This is a genomic window from Streptomyces globisporus, assembly GCF_003501885.1.
GTDB classification, from domain to species: Bacteria; Actinomycetota; Actinomycetes; order Streptomycetales; family Streptomycetaceae; genus Streptomyces; species Streptomyces globisporus_D.
Genome location: NZ_QWFA01000145.1, coordinates 1 through 16,172, shown reverse-complemented (window position 1 = coordinate 16,172; position 16,172 = coordinate 1). Strand labels below are relative to the sequence as shown.

The following is a 16,172-nucleotide window of genomic DNA, read 5'->3' as shown; positions in this document are numbered from 1 at the left end:
CTGGAGTACACCACGCGTGCCCGTAGCGGTCAATGTGCGTCCGCGGCGGACGCACATTGACCGCTACGGGCACGCGTGGTGTACTCCAGATCATGACCGACACCGATGTGCGCCTGTGGCGGAGGGTCCATATGGACCTCGTCCGTTACGCGGGCTGCGTGTGTCGCTCGTCCTGCTGAATCGCCTCCCTCCGCCGGTCCGTGCCGCTTTCCGCACGGCCGGAACCCCGCGCGAACTCTCAGGACGGTCCTCGTGTCTTCCGCTCACTCCGCCGTGCCCACGGCCGGCTCGGTGCCTTCTCCTTCCCCTGTTTCCTCCTCTTCCGCTGCCGCTGCGCCGACGATCGCGGAGCTGCTGGAGTTCGTCCGCCGCACCGCCCGGGACGAGGCGCTCATCGCCTCGTTGCCCCTCGATCCGGAGGGCCGCACCTGGATCCGCCTCGACGGCCCCGGCGGCAGCGAGGCGTGGCTGATCGGCTGGCCGCCCGGCACGGGTACGGGCTGGCACGATCACGCCGACTCGATCGGCGCGTTCACGACGGCGGCCGGCGCCCTCAAGGAGCACTCGCTGGCCGTACGGCTGCCCACCGACGGCTGGAAGACGCTGGAGCTGGCAGACGGGGTGGACCGGTCGAGGGAGCTGGCGACCGGTCAGGGCCGGGCCTTCGGGCAGAACCACGTCCACGAGGTCCTCAACGAGTCCGAGGACGTGCACGCGGTCTCCGTCCACGCCTACTACCCGCCGCTGCCGCGGATCCGCCGGTTCAGCCGCACCGGTGCCGTGCTCCGGCTGGAGCAGACCGAGAGCCCCGAGGACTGGCAGTGAGCGAGAACCGGAGCACGGACGCCCCTGTCCCGGTGGGCATCGACGAACTGCTGGAGCGGGTCAGGGCCGGCTATGACCGGATCGACCCGCGCGAGGCCGCCGCAGCCGCGGAGGCCGGGGCGCTGCTCGTGGACATCCGGTACGCGGCCCTCCGCGACCGGGACGGCCTGATCCCCGGCGCGCTGGTCGTCGAGCGCAACGAACTGGAATGGCGGCTCGACCCACGGGGCAGCCACCGCGCACCCGAGGCGGTCGGCCACGACCTCCAGGTCGTCATCATCTGCAACGAGGGGTACGCCTCCAGCCTCGCGGTCGCCTCGCTGCGGCAGCTGGGACTGCACCGGGCCACCGATCTGATCGGCGGCTTCCAGGCGTGGCGCGCGGCAGGACTCCCGGTCGCCTCCACCTGACGCCTGGACCTCCCAACCCGGCACCCGCCCCTTGGCACCTGGCGCCTGACACCTGAGGTCAGGCACCAGATCTCTGCTGCCCCACACCCGAACGCCACGTTCCACTGGAGCAATCGCCGCGCGTGACCGACATTCGCCTCACACAGAGGACCGAAATTCACGGAGATGACCGCATATGGCGACCGCTGTCCTCACCCCCGACCAGCTCGACGGCCAGGCTGCCCGGCTGCACGACACCCAGGCGTGGCAGCAGATCGTCACGGGCTGGGAGCACACCGCCGCCGACCCCGCTCCCGGACCCGCACGGCCCTCCGACTGGCGGAGCCTGCTGTCCGTACCCGTGGACCGGCTGATCGACGACACCCTGCGTGCTCTCCCCGCGCCGCCTCCGCACCAGCGCCCGCTGCCCGGACGGCTGGGGGCGATGCTGCCCGACCGAGTCCACCTCTGGCGGCGGGTCGGGCAGAGCGACCTGCGCCCCTCGGCCCATCTCGGTCACGCCCGGCAGATCCTGGTGGAGTGGGGCTGGCAGAACACCCCGTACCGGCTGCGGAACGCCCGGGGAGCACGCTGTGTCTGCGGCGCGATGATCTCCGCGCACCGCCTCGGCTACGGCTCCCTCGACACCGTGGACCGCGCCGGGGCCTGGCTGATCACGGAGCTGCGCGCGCAGGGGTGGCCGGGCTTGATCGGCCCCTGGAACCGCCATCCCGGCCGCACCGCCGCCGACGCCCTTGCCCTCGTCGACGCCACCATCCGCCGCGCGTCCCTGGCCGGGCAGTAGCGCCGGGCAGTAGCGCCGGGGCAGTGGCTGACGTCGGAGGATCGGCATCAGAAAGGCTCGTCCAGGCCCTCCGTATCCTCGCCCTCCTCCTCCAGCGCCTGACGCACCACCCGCAGGGCCATGCCTTCCCCGTATCCCTTGCGGGCGAGCATCCCCGCCAGGCGGCGCAGCCGCTTGTCCCGGTCCAGGCCCCGTGTGGAGCGGAGCTTGCGGGCCACGAGCTCGCGCGCCGTCTCCTCCTCCTGGTCCGAGTCGAGCTGCCCGACCGCCTCGTCGATCACGGCGGAGTCCACGCCCTTCGTCCGCAGCTCACGGACGAGGGCACGGCGCGCGAGCCCCCGGCCGTGGTGCCGGGACTCCACCCACGCCCCGGCGAACGCCGCGTCGTCGATCAGCCCGACGTCCTCGAAGCGGGCGAGCACTTCCTCGGCCGCCTCGTCCGGGATCTCCCGCTTGCGCAGGGCGTCCGCGAGCTGTTTACGCGTCCGCGGTGTCCCGGTGAGCAGCCGCAGGCAGATGTTGCGCGCCTGCTCGACCGGGTCACGCGGCTCCCCCTTCTCGGCCCTCGACGAGGAGGGGGAGCCGCTGCTTCTGGTGCCGGAGCGGGCACGGCGGCCCGCTCCTTCGCCGAATCCGCTCCCGGCGCCCGCTCCACCGCGTGAGCGGCGCCCGGACCGCACCTCGACATCGCCCGCTGCCGCCCCCCGCGCGGCGGCGGACGCGTCGGTGGGCCCGTCACCGGATCCGGCGTCGCCGCCGGGCTCGGCAGGGCTGTCCGGCCACTCCGTACGACGCGTCACGGCCTAGCTCTTGGCCGCCGCGGTCTTGGCCGGCTTGGCCTTGGCGGTCGCGGTGGTCGCCGGCTTCGCCGCCGTGTCGGCCGCCGGTGCCGCGGCCGCGTCCGCTCCGGGCTCGCCCGCGGCGGCGTCCGGGCGGACACCGACGCCCAGCTTCTCCAGGATCTTCTTCTCGATCTCGTTGGCGAGGTCGGGGTTGTCCTTGAGGAAGTTGCGGGCGTTCTCCTTGCCCTGGCCGAGCTGGTCGCCCTCGTACGTGTACCAGGCGCCGGCCTTGCGGACGAAGCCGTGCTCCACGCCCATGTCGATCAGTCCGCCCTCGCGGCTGATGCCCTGGCCGTAGAGGATGTCGAACTCCGCCTGCTTGAACGGCGGGGCGACCTTGTTCTTGACGACCTTGACGCGGGTGCGGTTGCCGACCGCGTCGGTGCCGTCCTTGAGCGTCTCGATCCGGCGGATGTCGAGGCGCACGGAGGCGTAGAACTTCAGCGCCCGGCCACCGGTCGTGGTCTCCGGGGAGCCGAACATCACGCCGATCTTCTCGCGGAGCTGGTTGATGAAGATCGCGGTGGTCTTGGACTGGTTGAGCGCACTGGTGATCTTGCGGAGGGCCTGGCTCATCAGGCGGGCCTGGAGACCCACGTGCGAGTCGCCCATCTCGCCCTCGATCTCCGCGCGGGGCACCAGGGCCGCCACGGAGTCGATGACGATCAGGTCCAGGGCGCCCGAGCGCACCAGCATGTCGACGATCTCCAGCGCCTGCTCACCGTTGTCCGGCTGGGACAGGATGAGGCTGTCGATGTCGACGCCGAGCTTCTTCGCGTACTCCGGGTCCAGCGCGTGCTCGGCGTCGATGAACGCCACCGAGCCGCCGAGCTTCTGCGCGTTCGCCACGGCGTGCAGCGTCAGCGTCGTCTTACCGGAGGACTCCGGTCCGTACACCTCCACCACGCGGCCGCGCGGCAGACCGCCGACGCCGAGGGCGACGTCGAGGGCGGTCGACCCCGTGGGGATGACCTCGATGGGCTCGTTCGGCCGCTCACCGAGGCGCATCACCGCGCCCTTGCCGAACTGTCGTTCAATCTGTGCGAGCGCGGCGTCCAACGCCTTCTCGCGGTCGGTTCCTGCCATGGGTTCCACCCGATTTGCTTGAGTCGATCGCTTCACGTCACAGACGCTAACCCCTGCCACTGACAATGGGCCTCGACGTCCTCCCGACCTGTGGACAACTCCACGGCCGGGCCCGGGAAAACCCGGCCGGAATTCCATCAGAATGGATGTTCGATTTCCGTGTCAAGCGCACCACGCGGGAGCGGCGGCACGATGGCACGATGAGTTCGCGGGCCCTCGGCGGTCCCCCCGTGACAGCCGCATCGGACGGTTCACCGACCAGGCGCCGCACACCACAGGAGGACGGCACCATGACCGGACATCCAGGCAGGGTCACCTGCGACCTCTCGATCTCCGTGGACGGCTACTCGGCCGGGCGCGACCAGAGCGAAGAGCGTCCGTTCGGCGAGGACGGCGGCGACGGCCGGGGCGACCGGCTGCACTCGTGGATGTTCGCGACGCCGGAGCTGCGCCAGGCCGAACTCGACCGGCTGGCGACGGTCGGCGCCTTCATCATGGGCCGCAACATGTTCGGCCCCGTACGCGGTACGTGGGATCGCGCGTGGAAGGGCTGGTGGGGCGACGACCCCCCGTACCACGCCCCCGTCTTCGTGCTCACCCACCACCCGCGCGACCCGCAGCCCATGGGCGGCGGCACCACGTTCCACTTCGTCACCGACGGCATCGAGTCCGCGCTCCACCGGGCCCGCGAGGCCGCCGGAGACCGCGACGTGTCGATCCACGGCGGTGCGCGGACCATCAACCAGTACCTCGCCGCGGGCCTGATCGACGAGCTGAGGCTGCACATCGTGCCGTTCACGCTCGGCGCCGGCACCCGCCTCTTCGACGGCGTACCGTCACTGGATCTCGAGCAGGTCGAGACGCGCACGGGGGACGCGGTGACCCATGTGACCTACCGCGTCCTGTCCTGACCCGACGCCCTGAACCCGACGCCCTGCCCCGGCGGCCCGGCCAGGCCGTCGACCGCCTGCGCAATCTGGCGGATCACCCTATATTCGGTCGGTATGGGAGCTACTACGGAGCCCGGAGCACCCCACGACGGGCAGCGTCCCGGCCCCGACCTGGCCGGTCGTGTGGCGCTCGTCGCCGGTGGCACCCGCGGGGCCGGGAGAGGCATCGCCGTCCAGCTCGGCGCCGCCGGGGCGACCGTGTACGTGACCGGCCGAACCAGCGGCTCCGAGCGCTCCGAGATGGACCGGCCCGAGACGATCGAGGAGACCGCGGCCCTGGTCGACGCGGCGGGCGGACGGGGCATCGCCGTCCAGGTCGACCATCTGGTCCCCGACCGGGTCAGGGCCCTCGTGGCCCGGATCGCGAGCGAGCAGGGGGCCCTGCACATCCTGGTGAACGACATCTGGGGCGCGGCGATCGAGTGGGACAAGCCGGTGTGGGAGTCGTCGCTCGACACCGGACTGCACACCCTGCGGCTGGCCGTCGACACCCACGCCATCACCAGTCACTTCGCGCTGCCGCTGCTGATCGAGACACCGGGCGGGCTGGTCGTCGAGATGACCGACGGGACGGACGAGTACAACGCGTCCCACTACCGCGTCTCGTTCTTCTACGATCTGGCGAAGGCCGCGGTGAACCGGATGGCCTTCGCCCTCGGCCATGAACTCGCCCCGCACGGTGCGACGGCGGTGGCGCTGACCCCGGGCTGGCTCCGGTCCGAGGCCATGCTCCAGGCCCACGGGGTGACCGAGGCGACCTGGCGCGACGCCGTCGCGCACGCGCCCCACTTCGCGATCTCCGAGTCACCCGCGTACGTCGGCCGTGCCGTCGCCGCCCTCGCCGGCGATCCCGAGGTGGCCCGCTGGAACGGCAGGTCGCTCTCCAGCGGGCAGCTCGCCCGGGTGTACGGCTTCACCGACGTGGACGGGGACCGGCCCGACGCCTGGCGCTATCTGACCGAAGTCCAGGACCCGGGCCTCCCGGCCGACGTGACGGGCTACCGCTGACGCGGCCCGTCTGACGTCCCTTCCGCTCCCCCGCGGCCGCCGGCCCGGGGTCCTTGCAGCAGGCGGCGCATACGTGACGGCAACGGCTTCCCGGGCGCGCGGCTGCTTCCCCCGTGCATGCGCGGGTCGTCCATGACGTCGTACCGCTTCACATAGGCGCCCAGGAACGCCTGGAGCGTGGCGATCGCGGGGATGGCGACCAGCGCTCCGACCGCACCGAGCAGGGCCGTGCCGGCGATGACCGAACCGAAGGCGACCGCGGGGTGGATGTCGACGGTCTTCGCGGTCAGCTTGGGCTGGAGCACATAGTTCTCGAACTGCTGGTAGATCACGACGAAGCCGAGCACCCACAGCGCGTACCAGGGGTCGACCGTGAAGGCGATCAGCATGGGCAGGGCGCCCGCGAGATACGTGCCGATGGTGGGGATGAACTGCGAGACGAGTCCGACCCAGACCGCGAGCGCCGGGGCGTAGGGCACTTCGAGGATGACCAGCAGGATGTAGTGCGCGACGCCGGAGATCAGCGCCATCAGGCCGCGCGAGTAGATGTAGCCGCCGGTCTTGTCGACCGCGATCTCCCAGGCGCGCAGCACCTCGGTCTGCCGGGCCGGCGGCAGGACGGAGCACAGGGCGCGGCGGAGCCGGGGGCCGTCGGCCGCGAAGTAGAAGGAGAACAGGAAGATCGTCAGCAGCCGGAACAGCCCGCCCAGCACCGTGGTGGAGACGTCGAGCACTCCGGTGGCGCTGTTCTGGACGTACTTCTGCAGCCAGTCGGAGTGCAGCAGGCTGTCCTGGACCTCGACCCGGGAGAGTTCGGTGCGGAAGGTCTGGTTGACCCAGTTGATCACCGAGTCGATGTACTTGGGGAACTCGTCGACCATGTCGACGATCTGGCCCGCGAGCATCGACCCGAGCAGCACCACGAATCCGACGCCGAAGATCGTCACACATAGGAAGACGAGGAACGTGGCGAGCCCGCGGCGCATCCCGCGAGCCGCCATCCGGCCGACCGCGGGCTCGATGGCGAGCGCGAGGAAGAACGCGATCAGAACGTTCGTCAGCAACCCGATGAGCTGGTCGAACGCCCAACTTCCGAGCTGGAAGCACGCGTAGAGCGCCAGGGCCAGCACCATCGCACGCGGCAGCCAGCCGGGCATGCGGACCCCGCCGGATCCGGACGGCGGCGCGGGTGGGGCGGCCGGCGGAGCGGGCGGGGAGGCGGACGGCTGGGCCGGGGCGCTCTCGTCTGTCGATGACACGGGACAAGTCTCGCCTACGCCACGGACAACCCGTCCCCCGCCCCGAACCGGCTTCTCCGGCTCCGTTCCCACCGAAATCGGGGTCTCACAGGTTCAGCGCCTGCCCGCCGGGGCAGCAGGGACGCTCGGGGGCGTCCTGGACGTTCGTGAGACGTTCAGCGCTTGTCCGCCGGGACGTCCATGGCCGCACAGACCCCGCGCCAGACGTCCTTGGCGTCCCAGCCCGCATCCAGGGCCTGGTGCACCGTGCGACCGCCGAGTTCGGCCATCACATGGTCACGGGCGAAGGAGTCCGCGTACGCCGCACCGAAGTGGTCGGCCATCCGCTCCCAGAAAATCGTCAACCGCATGCCACCAGTATCCCGCTCCTGAGGGTGCAGCAGGTCCACCTGGCATGTGCCAGGCCCCTTGGCCCTCTACGGTCGGTCCATGGCTGGAACCGGAGCACACACCCTCGCCCGTGCCGAGCAGTTCATCTGGCTCACCGCCCGCGTCCTCGAACAGAGGAGGTTCGCCCATGCCTTCCTGGGCGGAGATCCCGACGCCGTCGAGACGGCCCTGACCGCCTACCTCAACAAGGACGGCGGCTACGGTCACGCACTGGAACCCGACCTCCGGGGCCCGGTCAGCCAGCCGCTGCACACCGCCCACGCACTGAGCGTTCTCGACTCGATCGACCGCTGCGACGGACAGCGCGTTGAACGGATCTGCCGCTTTCTGACCGATGTATCGACCAAAGAAGGCGCGCTGCCCGCTCTGCTGCCCACGCAGCGCGGCTATCCCGCGGCCCCCTTCATCCCGATCGTGGACGACCCGCCGGCGGAGCTGCTCGCGACCGGCCCGGTCGTCGGGCTGCTGCACGGCAATCAGGTGTGGAACGCCTGGCTGTTCCGGGCGACGGACTTCTGCTGGAGCGCCGTCGAGGCTCTGGAGCAGTCCCATCCCTACGAGGTCGAAGCCGCGGTCGCCTTCCTGGACGGCGCCCCGGACCGGGCCCGCGCCGAGGCGGCCGCGGACCGCATCGGCCGCCTGGTGCGCGAGCAGCGACTCGCGGTGCTCGACCCGTCCCGGCGGGCGGAGTACCCGGTGGCGACGGGCTACGCCCCCGGCGAGCACCACTTCCCGCACGACTACGCCCGTACGCCCGGGTCCCTGGCCCACCGCTGGTTCACCGACGAGGAGCTGGAGCGATCGCTCGACCACCTGGCGGCGGAACAGCAGGACGACGGCGGATGGCCCGTGACCTGGCGTCGGTGGGCGCCGGGAACCGCGTTGGAAGGGCGCCCGCTGGTGACGCTCAGGGCCCTGGAGACGCTCCGCGCGTACGGTCGCCCGCTCGGCTGACCACCGCGGCAGGCCGCACAGGAGGTCGGCCCCCTGGCTCAGGCCAGCGCCCGTACGCCCGCCGTGACCAGAACGCCCGCGCCGACGACGACCAGGAAGGGGGCGCGAAGCACCAGGGCGAGTGCCGCCGCGCCGAGACCGGCGGCACGGGCGTCGAGGACGAGCTGCTGGCCGTCGCCGAAGGTCTGCTGCGCGGTGAGCGCCGCCAGCAGCGCCACGGGCAGCAGGGCGGCCATGCGCTGGACGATCGGCCGCTCCAGTACGCCGGCGGGCACCAGGAGGCCCAGAAGTTTGGCGAGGTAGCAGCCCGCCACGGTCAGTCCGATGGCAATCCAGACGTTCATGAGTCCCGCTCACCCTTCTTCCGCTGTGTCACCGCGCCGTTCGAACCCTTCCCGTCGCCCGGTCCCCGCTTCGTCCGTCCCATGAGGAACAGGACAACGGGCGCGGCGAGCGCCGACAGCAGGACGGGCACCCCCGCCGGCAGCACGGGCAGCAGTGTCAGGGCCAGGACGACGGCCAGTCCCGCCGTGACGCGTTCGGTGGTGCTCCTGAGCATCGGCGCGAGCAGCGCGAGGAACACCGCGGGACTCGCGGCGTCGAGGCCCCACGCGTCGGTGTCGCCCAGCGCCTCGGCGCCCAGAGCACCGACCAGGGTGGTGAGGTTCCACAGCACGTAGAGGGTGAGTCCGGTGACCGTGAAGCCGATGCGCGCGGCCCGCCGGGTGGGCTGGGGCAGGGTGACGGCGGTCGTCTCGTCGATGACCCAGTGGGCGGCGAACGGCCGTACCGCACGGGGTAGGGCGAGCAGTTGGGAGAGGCGCAGACCGTAGAACGCGTTCCGGACGCCCAGGAAGAACGCCCCGGCCGCCGCGGTGTACGGGTTGCCGCCTGCGGCCAGCGCCCCGACCAGGGCGAACTGCGAGGCGCCGGTGAAGACGAGAAGGCTCAGGACGCAGGTCTGGAGCAGGCTGAGGCCGGAGCCGGCGGAGGTGACGCCGAAGGCGAAGCCCGAGAGGCCGACGGCGATGCCGACGCCGAGCGCGTCCCGGACGACGGCCGCGTCCGGCTTGTCCGGCCGGGCCTCGGCCGCCGGGCCGGGCGGACCGGCGGATATGGCACCGGGCGTGCCGGTGCTCTCTGGGAGTGCTGTCTGTTCTGCCACGCCCGGAACGCTACGGGGATAGTCCGGGCCCGGTCTTGTACGTTCTTGCACGCCCGGACGGTGCTTTCGGTGACTCCGGTGTGTCCGCGCGCGCTTCACCGACCGGGCCGCAGCACTCCGCGCTCGCGCTGGTACGCGCCCGGTGGCACACCCACGATCCGGGTGAAGTGGCGATTGAGGTGCGGCTGATCCGTGAAGCCGACGGCGGTCGCGGCCTCGGCGGGGGCCACCCCGGCGTCGAGCATGCGGCGGGCCCTGCGCACCCGGGCGTCCGTGAGCCAGGTGTGGGGCGGCATCCCGTACTCCTTCTTGAAGGCCCTCAGCAGCGCGAACGGGCCGGTGCCCAGCTCGGTGGCGAGGGATTCCAGCGTGGGCGGATCGGCCATGCGCTCCTCCAGCGCTGCGCGGGCGCGTACGGCGTTCCGCGCACCCCCGGCGTGCGCGGTCAGCCGGGGCAACGGGCTGCCGTGCCGGCTGAGGAGCCGGGTGACCAGGACCCGCAGCAGGCTGTCGGCCGCCAGCGCGTTGCCCTCCTCCGCCGCCCGGTGCACCTCGGTGATCAGCCGGGAGGCGTGGGGGTCGCTCACCCGGGTCTCGGCGAAGCCGACCGTACCGCGCAGGGACGTCACCTCGGCCGCGATGTCGTTGACGACCCGGGCCGACGGGTAGAGCGTGGAGTACACCCAGCCCTCGGGCGCCCCGGAGCGTGCGGTGTGCGGCACCTCGGGGTTGATCATGACGACGGTTCCGGGGATCGCGTGGACCGTGCCTCCCGGCAGTCCCACGTCCTCCACCCCGCCGGTGACCGCCCCGAAGACATAGCCCTCGTGGCTGTGCCGGGGGAAGGTGTGGCGGACGTACCGGGCGCGCAGCAGATCGAGGTCGGGCAGCGCGGCGTACTGCCAGTGCCGTGCCCACTCCGCCGCGCCGTCCGCTCCCGCCATGAGGCCATTCTCGCAGGTCGGGGTCGTGCGCGACCGGCCGAGCGGGCCACCGCGTGCGGTGTCACCGGCCCGTTGTCAGTGGCGGGGTGCACGATGGGGGACATGACCGGATCCGCGCTCGACGCGTTCTCGCCCGCGACCCGCAGTTGGTTCGCCGGGGCCTTCAGCGCGCCCACCGCCGCGCAGGAGGGCGCCTGGCGGGCGATCGGCGAGGGCAGTGACGTCCTGGTCGTCGCGCCGACCGGTTCCGGCAAGACGCTGGCCGCGTTCCTCGCCTCGCTGGACCGGCTGGCCGCCGAGCCGCCGCCCGCCGACGCCAAGAAGCGCTGCCGGGTGCTGTACGTGTCTCCGCTGAAGGCCCTCGCCGTCGACGTCGAGCGCAATCTCCGCTCGCCGCTGACGGGCATCCGCCAGGAGTCGGTGCGCCTGGGCCTGCCGGAGCCGGAGGTGCGCGTCGGCATCCGCTCCGGGGACACCCCGCCGGCCGAGCGGCGCTCCATGGTGACCCGGCCGCCGGACATCCTGATCACCACGCCGGAATCGCTGTTCCTGATGCTGACGTCCTCCGCCCGGGACGCGCTGGCGGGCGTCGAGACGGTGATCCTCGACGAGGTGCACGCGGTCGCCGGGACGAAGCGGGGCGCCCACCTCGCCCTCTCCCTGGAGCGGCTCGACGAGCTGCTGGCCCGGCCCGCCCGGCGCATCGGCCTGTCCGCGACGGTCCGGCCGGTCGACGAGGTGGCCCGCTTCCTGTCGCCGCAGCGCAAGGTGGAGATCGTCCAGCCCCGGTCCACCAAGGAGTTCGACCTCTCGGTCGTCGTCCCGGTCGAGGATCTGGGCGAGCTGGGCGGCTCCCCCGCCACCGACGGCGACTCCGGCCAGGCGGACAAGCCCTCGATCTGGCCGCATGTCGAGGAGCGCATCGCCGATCTCGTCCAGTCGCACCGCTCCACCATCGTCTTCGCCAACTCCCGGCGACTGGCGGAGCGCCTGTGCAACCGGCTGAACGAGATCGCCTACGAGCGGGTGACCGGCACCGCCTTCGACCCCGACGACCCGGCCCCCGCGCTGCCGGAGGCGCACGCCCCCGCCGAGGTCATGGCCCAGTCCGGGGCGGGCAAGGGCGCCCCCGCCCTGCTGGCCCGCGCCCACCACGGCTCGGTCTCCAAGGAGCAGCGAGCCCAGGTCGAGGAGGACCTCAAAGCGGGCCGGCTGCCCGCCGTGGTGGCCACCTCCAGCCTGGAGCTGGGCATCGACATGGGCGCGGTGGACCTGGTGGTCCAGGTGGAGTCCCCGCCCTCCGTCGCCTCCGGGCTGCAGCGGGTGGGCCGGGCCGGACACCAGGTGGGCGCGGTCTCGACCGGAGTGGTCTTCCCCAAGTACCGGGGCGATCTGGTGCAGGCCGCCGTGGTCACCGAGCGGATGCGCGAGGGGGCCATCGAGGCGCTGCGCGTCCCGGCCAATCCGCTGGACGTCCTGGCGCAGCAGCTGGTCGCCATGGTGGCCCTGGACAGCTGGCAGGCCGACGACCTGCTGGCCCTGGTGCGGCGGGCCGCCCCGTTCGCCTCACTGCCCGAGTCGGCGTTCACCGCCGTGCTCGACATGCTCGCCGGACGCTATCCCTCCGACGCCTTCGCGGAGCTGCGCCCCCGGGTGGTGTGGGACCGCGTGGGGGGTATGGTCACGGGCCGCCCCGGTGCGCAGCGGCTCGCCGTCACCTCGGGCGGCACCATCCCGGACCGCGGTCTCTTCGGCGTCTTCCTGGCCGGGGCGGACCCGAAGAAGGGCGGCGGCCGGGTCGGCGAGCTGGACGAGGAGATGGTCTACGAGTCCCGCGTCGGGGACGTCTTCACCCTGGGCACCACGTCCTGGCGGATCGAGGACATCACCCGGGACCGGGTCCTCGTCTCACCCGCCCCGGGCGTTCCGGGGAGGCTGCCGTTCTGGAAGGGCGACCAGCTGGGCCGCCCGCTGGAGCTCGGCCGCGCCCTGGGGGCGTTCCTCCGTGAGATCGGCGGCCTGTCCGAGGAGGATGCCCGGCTGCGGCTGCTCGCCGCCGGACTCGACGCCTGGGCGGCGGACAACATCCTGGCCTATCTGGACGAGCAGCGCCGGGCCTGCGGCCATGTGCCGGACGACCGGACCATCCTGGTCGAGCGGTTCCGGGACGAGCTGGGCGACTGGCGGGTCGTCGTGCACTCCCCCTTCGGCGCCCAGGTGCACGCCCCCTGGGCACTCGCCCTCTCCGCCCGCCTCGGTGAGCGCTACGGCATGGACGCCCAGGTCATGCACGCCGACGACGGGATCGTGCTGCGGCTGCCCGACGCGGACATGATGGGTTTGGATCTGCTCGACTTCGACCCTCCGGGGACCTCCGACGCCGGGAAGGACGCCCCCCCGCCGGGAGCCCTGGCGTACGACAGCGACCAGCCCCCGGTGGCGGCGGCCGACGTCGTCTTCGACCAGGGCGAGGTCCAGCAGATCGTCACCGACCAGGTGGGCGGATCGGCCCTGTTCGCCGCCCGGTTCCGGGAGTGCGCCGCGCGCGCCCTGCTGCTGCCCCGGCGCTCCCCCGGCAAGCGCACCCCGCTCTGGCAGCAGCGCCAACGGGCCTCCCAGCTGCTCCAGGTCGCCTCGGAGTTCGGCTCCTTCCCGATCGTTCTGGAGGCCGTCCGCGAATGCCTCCAGGATGTGTTCGACGTCCCCGGGCTCACGGAACTGATGGGCGATCTGGAGGCGCGCCGGGTCCGGCTGGTCGAGGTGACCACCCAGGAGCCCTCTCCCTTCGCCCGCTCGCTCCTCTTCGGTTATGTGGCCCAGTTCCTGTACGAGGGCGACTCGCCGCTGGCCGAGCGGCGGGCCGCCGCGCTCTCCCTGGATTCCCATCTTCTGGCCGAGCTGCTGGGCCAAGCGGAGCTGCGCGAGCTGCTCGACCCCGAGGTCCTCACCGAGCTCGAGCGGGAGTTGCAGTGGCTGACCGAGGACCGGCGCGTCAAGGACGCCGAAGGGGTCGCCGACCTCCTGCGTGTGCTCGGTCCGCTGACCGACGAGGAGCTGGCCGAGCGGGGCGCCGAGCCGTCCTGGGCGCCGGAGCTGGCGACGGCCCGCCGGGCGATCCAGGTCCGGATCGCCGGCGCCGACCACTGGGCGGCGATCGAGGACGCGGGCCGGCTGCGCGACGCCTTGGGCACCGCGCTTCCGGTCGGCGTCCCCGAGGCGTTCACCGAGCCGGTGAAGGACCCGCTCGGCGACCTCCTCGCCCGGTACGCACGGACCCACGGCCCGTTCACCGCCGCCCGGGCCGCCGAGCGCTTCGGGCTCGGCACCGCCGTCACCGACGGCGCGCTGCAACGCCTCTCGGCCTCCGGCAGGACCGTCCAGGGCGAGTTCCACCCGGCGGGCATCGGCCAGGAATGGTGCGACGCCACGGTGCTGCGCCGGCTCCGCCGCCGGTCGCTGGCGGCGCTCCGCCAGGAGCTGGAGCCCGTGCCGCCCGCGGCCCTGGCCTCCTTCCTCCCCCAGTGGCAGCACTTCGGCTCCCACCGGCTGCGGGGCATCGACGGGCTGGCCCGCGCCGTCGAGCAGCTCCAGGGCGCGCCCGTGCCCGCGTCGGCGCTGGAGAAGCTGATCCTGCCGAGCCGGGTCCTCGGCTACACCCCGGCGATGCTCGACGAGCTCACGACCACGGGCGAGGTCGTCTGGGCGGGGGCGGGGGCGCTGCCCGGCAAGGACGGCTGGGTCTCCCTCCACCTCGCCGACAGCGCACCGCTGCTCCTGCCTCCCCCGCACCCGCTGGAGCTGTCGGCGCTCCACGAGTCCGTGCTCACCGCGCTCTCCGGCGGATACGGCCTCTTCTTCCGCCAGATCGCCGACCAGGTCCGGGCCACCACCCACCCGGACTGCACGGACCAGCAGCTGGCCGACGCCCTGTGGGACCTGGCCTGGTCCGGGCGGCTGACCAACGACACCCTGGCCCCGCTGCGCTCGCTCCTGGGCTCCGGGCGGACGGCGGGCTCCACCGCCCACCGCTCCCGGCGCAGCGTCCCGCGCGGGCGTTACGGCTCGCTCACCGCCGCCGCCCGCACCGCGTCCCGGACCGGCCCGCCGACCGTGTCGGGCCGCTGGTCCCTGCTGCCCCCGGTCGAGCCGGAGCGCACCCACCGCGCCCACGCCCTGGCCCGGACCCTCCTCGACCGGCACGGCGTGGTGACCCGCGGCGCGGTGCAGGCCGAGGGGGTGGAGGGCGGCTTCTCCGCGACGTACCGCGTCCTGGCGGCCTTCGAGGACAGCGGGCAGGCGCGGCGCGGCTATGTGGTCGAGGGTCTCGGGGCCGCCCAGTTCGCGATGGACGGGGCGGTGGACCGGCTGCGGGCGGCCTCCACGGCGCGTGACCGCCGGGATCCGGACACCGCGCCCGAGGCCCTGGTGCTCGCCGCGGCCGACCCGGCCAACGCGTACGGCGCGGCGCTGCCGTGGCCGGAGTCCCCGGACGGCGCCGGACACAAGCCGGGCCGCAAGGCGGGGGCGCTGGTGGTCCTCGTCGACGGCGAGCTGACGCTCTACATGGAGCGCGGCGGCAAGACCCTCCTGGCCTGGCCGTCCGACCCCGAGGCCCCGGCCCTGCGAGCGGCGGCCGAGGCCCTGGCCGCCTCGGCCCGCGCCGGAGCCCTGGGCACGGTGACGGTGGAGCGGACGAACGGCGTCTCCTCCCTCACCTCGCCCCTGGGCCGGACACTGGAGGCGGCCGGCTTCCTCGCCACCCCGAGAGGCCTGCGCCTACGCGCCTGACCCGGGTCATCGAACCCTGCCGCGGCCGGTCGGCGGACCCGGGTCGACGCATGGGCGCCCCCGCGCGCCCATCATGGAGGCATGCCCGAAGGAGACACCGTCCTGCAGACCGCCGCCCGGCTGCACGCGGCGCTGGCGGGGCAGGTGCTGACCCGGTCGGACCTGCGCGTCCCCCGCTTCGCCACCGCCGACCTCACCGGCCGGACCGTCCTGGACGTCACCGCGCGCGGCAAGCACCTGCTGACCCGGATCGAGGGGGGCCTGACCCTGCACAGCCACCTCCGGATGGACGGGGCCTGGCGGGTGTTCGCCCCGGACGAGCGCTGGCGGGGCGGCCCGGGCCACCAGATCCGGGCGGTCCTCGGCAACACCGAGCACACCGCCGTCGGCTACCGGCTCCCCGTGCTGGAGCTCCTGCGCACCGACGAGGAGGACCGGGCCGTGGGGCATCTGGGACCGGATCTGCTGGGCCCCGACTGGGACCCCGGCCTCGCACTGGAGCGGCTGCTCGCCGCACCGGACCGCCCCCTCGGGGAAGCACTCCTGGACCAGCGCAATCTGGCGGGCATCGGCAACGTCTACAAGTGCGAACTCTGCTTCCTCGCCCGCGTCACCCCGTGGCTCCCCGTGGGCGCCCTCCCCGACGGCGTACTCCCCCGGCTCGTCACCCTCGCCGAGCGCCTGCTGCACGCCAACCGCGACCGCCCCACCCGCACGACGACGATCCTTTCGGAACTCCGCACCCCGCTGAACCGGGGCCTCCGCCC

The 16,172-nt window shown here is 73.0% G+C and carries 16 protein-coding genes; 9 read left to right on the top strand and 7 right to left on the bottom strand.

Translation table 11 applies throughout. From position 1 onward, the window contains the following. Positions 1-32: 32 nt before the first annotated feature. The 4 genes from D3105_RS36105 (at position 33) to D3105_RS24145 (ending at position 2,019) form a co-directional block, all read left to right on the top strand. Positions 33-179 carry a putative leader peptide gene (locus tag D3105_RS36105; protein WP_425315756.1) on the top strand — a complete coding sequence of 49 codons (147 nt, stop codon included), beginning with the start codon at positions 33-35 and terminating at the stop codon, positions 177-179. Positions 180-273: 94 nt separating this feature from the next. Next, positions 274-825, top strand: coding sequence for a cysteine dioxygenase (locus D3105_RS24155; RefSeq protein ID WP_425315757.1), 552 nt, complete (start codon positions 274-276; stop codon positions 823-825). Further along, on the top strand, positions 822-1,235 hold the full coding sequence (locus D3105_RS24150) for a rhodanese-like domain-containing protein (RefSeq protein ID WP_118905151.1): 414 nt from the start codon (positions 822-824) through the stop codon (positions 1,233-1,235). The genes D3105_RS24155 and D3105_RS24150 overlap by 4 nt, the downstream gene beginning before the upstream one ends. Positions 1,236-1,410: 175 nt before the next feature. Beyond that, positions 1,411-2,019 (top strand): DUF6197 family protein, encoded by a 609-nt coding sequence (locus D3105_RS24145; protein WP_118905150.1) that lies wholly within the window; start codon positions 1,411-1,413, stop codon positions 2,017-2,019. Between the two features lie 47 nt (positions 2,020-2,066). Here D3105_RS24145 and recX read toward each other — a convergent pair whose 3' ends face one another. Together recX and recA are read right to left on the bottom strand one after the other, a co-directional pair. Beyond that, a complete protein-coding gene (gene recX / locus D3105_RS24140) occupies positions 2,067-2,819 on the bottom strand; it encodes a recombination regulator RecX (RefSeq protein WP_118905149.1) in 753 nt (250 codons plus the stop codon). A gap of 3 nt (positions 2,820-2,822) precedes the next feature. Further along, positions 2,823-3,947 carry a recombinase RecA gene (gene recA, locus D3105_RS24135; protein WP_118905148.1) on the bottom strand — a complete coding sequence of 375 codons (1,125 nt, stop codon included), beginning with the start codon at positions 3,945-3,947 and terminating at the stop codon, positions 2,823-2,825. Positions 3,948-4,237: 290 nt separating this feature from the next. On the opposite strand from recA, the gene D3105_RS24130 reads away from it, so the two are divergent. Both D3105_RS24130 and D3105_RS24125 read left to right on the top strand, forming a co-directional pair. Further along, positions 4,238-4,858: a dihydrofolate reductase family protein gene (locus D3105_RS24130; protein ID WP_118905147.1), complete on the top strand. Its 621-nt coding sequence runs from the start codon at positions 4,238-4,240 to the stop codon at positions 4,856-4,858. 162 nt (positions 4,859-5,020) lie between these two features. Further along, positions 5,021-5,905, top strand: coding sequence for an SDR family oxidoreductase (locus D3105_RS24125; protein WP_118905146.1), 885 nt, complete (start codon positions 5,021-5,023; stop codon positions 5,903-5,905). On the opposite strand, the gene D3105_RS24120 is transcribed toward D3105_RS24125, so the two are convergent. Together D3105_RS24120 and D3105_RS24115 are read right to left on the bottom strand one after the other, a co-directional pair. Continuing rightward, on the bottom strand, positions 5,896-7,062 hold the full coding sequence (locus D3105_RS24120; protein WP_118905145.1) for an AI-2E family transporter: 1,167 nt from the start codon (positions 7,060-7,062) through the stop codon (positions 5,896-5,898). The genes D3105_RS24125 and D3105_RS24120 overlap by 10 nt on opposite strands. A gap of 257 nt (positions 7,063-7,319) precedes the next feature. Beyond that, a complete protein-coding gene (locus D3105_RS24115; RefSeq protein WP_030592235.1) occupies positions 7,320-7,514 on the bottom strand; it encodes a DUF3046 domain-containing protein in 195 nt (64 codons plus the stop codon). Positions 7,515-7,593: 79 nt separating this feature from the next. Between D3105_RS24115 and D3105_RS24110 the strand changes: the two genes are divergently transcribed. Beyond that, the gene (locus tag D3105_RS24110; protein ID WP_118905144.1) at positions 7,594-8,508 is read left to right on the top strand and encodes a hypothetical protein; all 915 of its coding nucleotides are present in this window, start codon (positions 7,594-7,596) and stop codon (positions 8,506-8,508) included. Positions 8,509-8,546: 38 nt separating this feature from the next. On the opposite strand, the gene D3105_RS24105 is transcribed toward D3105_RS24110, so the two are convergent. The 3 genes from D3105_RS24105 to D3105_RS24095 form a co-directional block, all read right to left on the bottom strand. Further along, entirely contained in the window at positions 8,547-8,852 is a 306-nt protein-coding gene (locus D3105_RS24105; protein WP_118905143.1) for an AzlD domain-containing protein, read from the bottom strand. After that, entirely contained in the window at positions 8,849-9,673 is an 825-nt protein-coding gene (locus D3105_RS24100; protein WP_118905142.1) for an AzlC family ABC transporter permease, read from the bottom strand. Before D3105_RS24100 ends, D3105_RS24105 begins: the two co-directional genes overlap by 4 nt. A 95-nt stretch (positions 9,674-9,768) precedes the next feature. Further along, positions 9,769-10,617, bottom strand: a complete 849-nt coding sequence (locus D3105_RS24095; protein ID WP_118905141.1) for an AraC family transcriptional regulator — start codon at positions 10,615-10,617, stop codon at positions 9,769-9,771. Positions 10,618-10,719: 102 nt separating this feature from the next. Between D3105_RS24095 and D3105_RS24090 the strand changes: the two genes are divergently transcribed. Continuing rightward, complete coding sequence (locus tag D3105_RS24090; RefSeq protein ID WP_118905140.1) at positions 10,720-15,405, top strand: Lhr family ATP-dependent helicase; 4,686 nt, start codon at positions 10,720-10,722, stop codon at positions 15,403-15,405. A gap of 81 nt (positions 15,406-15,486) precedes the next feature. After that, positions 15,487-16,172 (top strand): DNA-formamidopyrimidine glycosylase family protein (locus D3105_RS24085; protein ID WP_118905139.1); only part of this gene is annotated, 686 nt, incomplete at its 3' end.